At 32.1% G+C, this 3,661-nt stretch carries 6 protein-coding genes and 1 pseudogene; 1 reads left to right on the forward strand and 6 read right to left on the reverse strand.

Translation table 11 applies throughout. The annotated features are described in order from the left end of the window. Nucleotides 1–92 precede the first annotated feature (92 nt). The 6 genes and pseudogenes from KI369_RS23105 to KI369_RS23130 all read right to left on the reverse strand — a co-directional run bounded on the left by KI369_RS23105 (nt 93) and on the right by KI369_RS23130 (nt 3,309). Nucleotides 93–662 (reverse strand): histidine phosphatase family protein, encoded by a 570-nt coding sequence (locus tag KI369_RS23105; RefSeq protein ID WP_212957526.1) that lies wholly within the window; start codon nt 660–662, stop codon nt 93–95. 203 nt (nt 663–865) lie between these two features. Beyond that, nucleotides 866–934 (reverse strand): annotated as a pseudogene (locus KI369_RS23110) (DUF3885 domain-containing protein); the annotation flags it as partial. Nucleotides 935–974: 40 nt separating this feature from the next. Continuing rightward, a complete protein-coding gene (locus KI369_RS23115; RefSeq protein WP_212957527.1) occupies nt 975–2,066 on the reverse strand; it encodes a serine hydrolase in 1,092 nt (363 codons plus the stop codon). 101 nt (nt 2,067–2,167) lie between these two features. Beyond that, on the reverse strand, nt 2,168–2,803 hold the full coding sequence (locus tag KI369_RS23120) for a cupin domain-containing protein (protein WP_212957528.1): 636 nt from the start codon (nt 2,801–2,803) through the stop codon (nt 2,168–2,170). Nucleotides 2,804–2,965: 162 nt separating this feature from the next. Further along, on the reverse strand, nt 2,966–3,127 hold the full coding sequence (locus tag KI369_RS23125) for a hypothetical protein (RefSeq protein WP_061680580.1): 162 nt from the start codon (nt 3,125–3,127) through the stop codon (nt 2,966–2,968). A 65-nt stretch (nt 3,128–3,192) separates the two neighbouring features. Continuing rightward, nucleotides 3,193–3,309, reverse strand: coding sequence for a hypothetical protein (locus KI369_RS23130; protein WP_002018064.1), 117 nt, complete (start codon nt 3,307–3,309; stop codon nt 3,193–3,195). 41 nt (nt 3,310–3,350) lie between these two features. Between KI369_RS23130 and KI369_RS23135 the strand changes: the two genes are divergently transcribed. Beyond that, the coding region (locus KI369_RS23135; RefSeq protein ID WP_212957529.1) for a YfmQ family protein at nt 3,351–3,661 on the forward strand (311 nt) is incomplete at its 3' end.

Genomic DNA, 3,661 nt, shown 5'->3' on the forward strand with positions numbered 1-3,661 from the left:
AAGTTAGGTGGGGGGCGGGCTACCCGTAAAAGCCCGATTGGTGAGGGCTAATAATCAGTGGGGGATGAACAAAACCCCCACTGATTAAAGTTTCACTTTATCTGATAATCTATAGACTGTATTCTTTCAGCAGAAATGAAACAATTATTATCAAAAGTTAATTTATACACGTCAGGCATATGAAGGGTTTTCCAAAACTGAAAATCATATTTCGAGTCAAAATAATTCATTAGTAATACCATAATATTCCCATGCGTACCTATTACAATATTCTTGCCTTTATATTTTTTTAATATACTTTGCATACATGTTACAACGCGCCTTTGCGCTACATCATTCGATTCTCCGCCTTCGTATGCATAATTCCAATCTCCCCACACTTTCTGCATAGCATCATTAAAATCCTGTACCGGCTCTGTACTTAATAACCTTTCACGTAAATCTTCTTCTATTTGTATCGATACATGATATGTATTCGCAATTCCTTGTACAGTTTGAATTGCTCTTTTGTACGGGCTAGAAATCACTACATCAATATCTTTATCTTTTAATAAGCTTGTTACATTCTCTGCATCCAAGTGTCCTTTTTCAGATAAAGGCCGTTCCCGTTCTTCTTTTGTATATGTAGAGTGAGCATGGCGAACGAAATATATTGTCGTCATTTATTCATCTCCCTTTTCCGTTTCTATCCAAATTCAATACATTACCATCAAATCCCTTTACCTTTATAATAGGTGCTGTCAAATTTAAATACTGATTTTCATATTAATAAAAGGGAAACACCTCATATGGTATTTCCCTCAATTAAAATAGACTACATTCAATTAAATACTTTATCAATTTTATTTCTATCATATTCTAATATTCAATCATTATATGTATGATAAATATCCCTAATTGTATTAGGAGAGGTAGCTAATACATCACAACACCTACCTTTAACAGCTCATTGTTTACATAATAAAATTATTTCGTTATAATTTATTTCTAAATTCCTCACTCGTTATAATGTCCCGAATAAAATAGTCTACATTATTTCTCAGCTTTTGATATGCAACTTGATCTTCTATATCGTTAAACATAATGACAACTTCTACTTTATTCCCTTTCTTATCTGTAGTATACAAGCTTTTTGTCAATACGAATGCGGTAGAACCACCTTTTTGACCAGCATATTCGAACTTACTATTTTTAATTGTTCCTTTGAAAATGTTCTCGATTTCTTCTTGCATTGATTTTGGAAAATACTTTCTACTATTTATTTTTTCCATTATACTCATATAATCTTTAGCGTTTGCACCCACTAATCGATCTGACCAATTTCGCTGAAATTCCATATCTACCTTTAATGGGATATCCCGTTTTTTCCATTCTTCTTCGTCTTTCATCCATTCATGAATTTGTAACACATGTTTATTATACTCATCCTTTGACATGTTACGTATCATTTCTAACGATTGATTTTCTGGCTCATGAAGCTCTTTTTCTACATACCCTCTCATATATAGTGAAGCAGTATACGAAGAGAACTTGTCATGACTAGTAAGCTCTAACTCTTTTAAACTATCATTTACTCTTTCTATTCCAAGCTTATCTAACAAATATGTCGTATTTGCATTAGAGCTATAATGAATCATTCCTTTTGCGACATCTTCTAAAGCGATTTGTCCATTTTCCACTAATTCTCTCGCTTTGGCATCTTCTAACCAATCAGGGTGTGCTCCACCATCAGTGTTTTTAACGTAATATTTTTCTAGCTCCCGCAATGAAATTTGTTCATCTCGACTTATTTTTCCTTCTGATACTTGCTTAGCAAATTCAACTGCTATTACGATTTTTGCCATACTCGCTAATGGCAATTTTTTATTTTCATTTATAGAAGTTATTACTTCTCCATTTCTTTTAATCAGTAATGAACACGTTTTATCACCTTTATGTTCTTTTATGTACTTTAACACGTAATTCGGATCTTCTTTTGACAAATAGTACTTCATAATGACAAAGAAAGCTATAACGGCTACTATAATGACTCCTGTAACAATTCCTATAATCTTTAATATGTTCACAATATGCCCCCTTTACTAAATTCCCTTCTATATCATAATTATAACGAACACGATTACAAAATTATACAAAACAGAATAACTCTTCCTAAAAAAAGAAAGAGTTATTCTATTTCACATGATGTTATTTGTCCATTTAACGTAACAACTATATTTGATTCGTCACTTTCTTTAACGCTACTTATTCGATTTGAGTTAGGAGGACCAATTACAACTGATTCCTTAATTGGCGAAAGGTCCTTTCCTAATTTTTCTGCACTTACACCGTATGCAGCTTGAAATACTTCTGGCGGTGTTAATCTAAGTATGTCTGATCCTTCTGCTGTTTCAAACTGATCGTTATTGAAGAACAAATGTAATTGTACTTCTTCTGTTACTGCTGTGATCCAATGCCACCATCCCATTGGAATAAAGACAGTTTGCCCCGCTTTCACATGATAATTTTGCAATTGATTCGTTTCGGGATTTAAGATAGATGTAATTACTTCTCCTGATACAACAACATCCAATTCCCACGCATTCGGATGCCAATGCGGTTCTCGCATATGCCCTTTTGTCATAAACAAATCAACAAATGCTCCTCCTATCATCGCTGGTATCTGCGTTGACGTAACTTCATATGCAACGTTTTTCTCATCCCTCATAAAAAAGATATTTTTTCTTGAATCAAAGAAAAGATTTGGAGTTCCTGAACTTTTCTTTAAATTTTTATTATCTGGAACATAACCTGAACTACTCATTTTATCCCTCTTTTCCACTCCGAACATTTCGACTTTCACACTGTATCGTATGGAAAAAATGTATGAATGTGCCTAAGCATTGATATAACAAAAAAAACATGCCTTCATAAGGAGAGCATGTTTTGTGATATTCTTCACATTATTTAGTTAAAAACAAACTTTTTACTTACCATGATGTAACATTAAATCACTAAGTTCTTCTTCAATGTGATTTAATTTCGCAACGCCTTCTTTCCATTTATGAATATAACGTGAAACCCCGACAATAAATAAACCAATAATTGTAGAAAGAATAATACCATATACGATTGTTACAGTACTCATAGTTACACTTCCTTATAATTAGTAATGTTGTTATTAGTTATGTTTTTATTATAAACCTTTTTCTTTTAAAATACTTCGATTTCAACTTTTTGTAACAAAATTGATTTTTCTAATATTTCGTTCATGAAAATGGCATATTTTTCACAAATTATACAAAACTTCACCATATGTACTATTACCATATGAGTTATATTATTTAATAGGAAAAAGGGGATGATATAGTATGACGACTTGGTTTATTGTAATGTTAGTTGTATTTGGAGCATTTAAAATTATCGTTTCTAGCCTTCCCAACTCTGTTATTGAATCCATTATTAGTAAGTACGAAACACATCCACAGCTTGAAGAAGCGAATGCGACTGTTACAATCAATGGAAATAACGTAGAAGGCGAAAAGAAATCCAAAATTATTCATGATTTTAACGAAGGTTTATTTTTAGATCGCTATTATGCACCGCCACATAATGAGGGTACTCCTTTAATTATTCATACAAAACGTGGCAAAAAAGATTTTACATTTTATATTTATAGTCA

This window comes from Bacillus sanguinis (assembly GCF_018332475.1).
GTDB classification, from domain to species: Bacteria; Bacillota; Bacilli; order Bacillales; family Bacillaceae_G; genus Bacillus_A; species Bacillus_A sanguinis.